2 pseudogenes are annotated in these 697 nt (G+C 67.6%); both read right to left on the reverse strand.

Annotated features, from left to right (window positions below):
• Positions 1–235, reverse strand: a pseudogene (locus F6Q13_RS18860) (glycosyl transferase); the annotation flags it as partial.
• Between the two features lie 84 nt (positions 236–319).
• Positions 320–463 (reverse strand): annotated as a pseudogene (locus tag F6Q13_RS18865) (ferritin-like domain-containing protein); the annotation flags it as partial.
• Positions 464–697 lie beyond the last annotated feature (234 nt).

The following is a 697-nucleotide window of genomic DNA, read 5'->3' on the forward strand; positions in this document are numbered from 1 at the left end:
CCATGCGGGCCGCCCGCCGGTGGATTCTCGCCCCGGCGTCGGCGTCGTCGTCGGCCGCGGTGGGTTCAAGACCCGCCAGTTCGACGGCGTCGACCCCGGCAGTGCGAGCCGCGTCAAGCCATTCGGCGCCGGTGAGCAGTGTCGGGGTGTCGCCGGCGGTGCTGAAGCGCCGGCACAGCGCGATCGCGGGAAAGCAGTGTCCGGGATCGGGACCGGCTACGACGGCGACACGCATCGACCCACTGCACGGCCCTCAGGTGGTCGGTGGCCGCGCGACACACTGGGCGGCGTCGATAGGTTCGCGCTGGTGCCGTCCTGCTGCTGCCGCGCGCGTCCGGGCGGCTAATTGGGTAAATCCCCAGTTTTCTTGCATTGTCGAGTGCAAGAAGTATTGGTTGATCGCGGTGAGCTCACCGGTCAACTGTTCATCGAGCAGGCACAACACCTCCGGGTCACCGTGCACGGTCACCTCCAGTCGGTGAGAAGCCCAGTGGCGCGTTGTCACCTACCACACCAGTCGATGCTGGGGCCGGGCGCTGCCGCGCCGGTGTCAATCTAACCGAATTGGTTACACTCCGCTGCGTGAGACGTGCCCAGCCCGGCGGCGAGGCCGAATCGAACCCCGCAGCACCGGTGCGCGAGAACGAATCGCGATCACTCGTGCTGGCCGCGTCCTACCGGGTCAAAGACGTCGACC

The organism is Mycobacterium sp. (assembly GCF_008709575.1).
Classification (GTDB): Bacteria; Actinomycetota; Actinomycetes; order Mycobacteriales; family Mycobacteriaceae; genus Mycobacterium.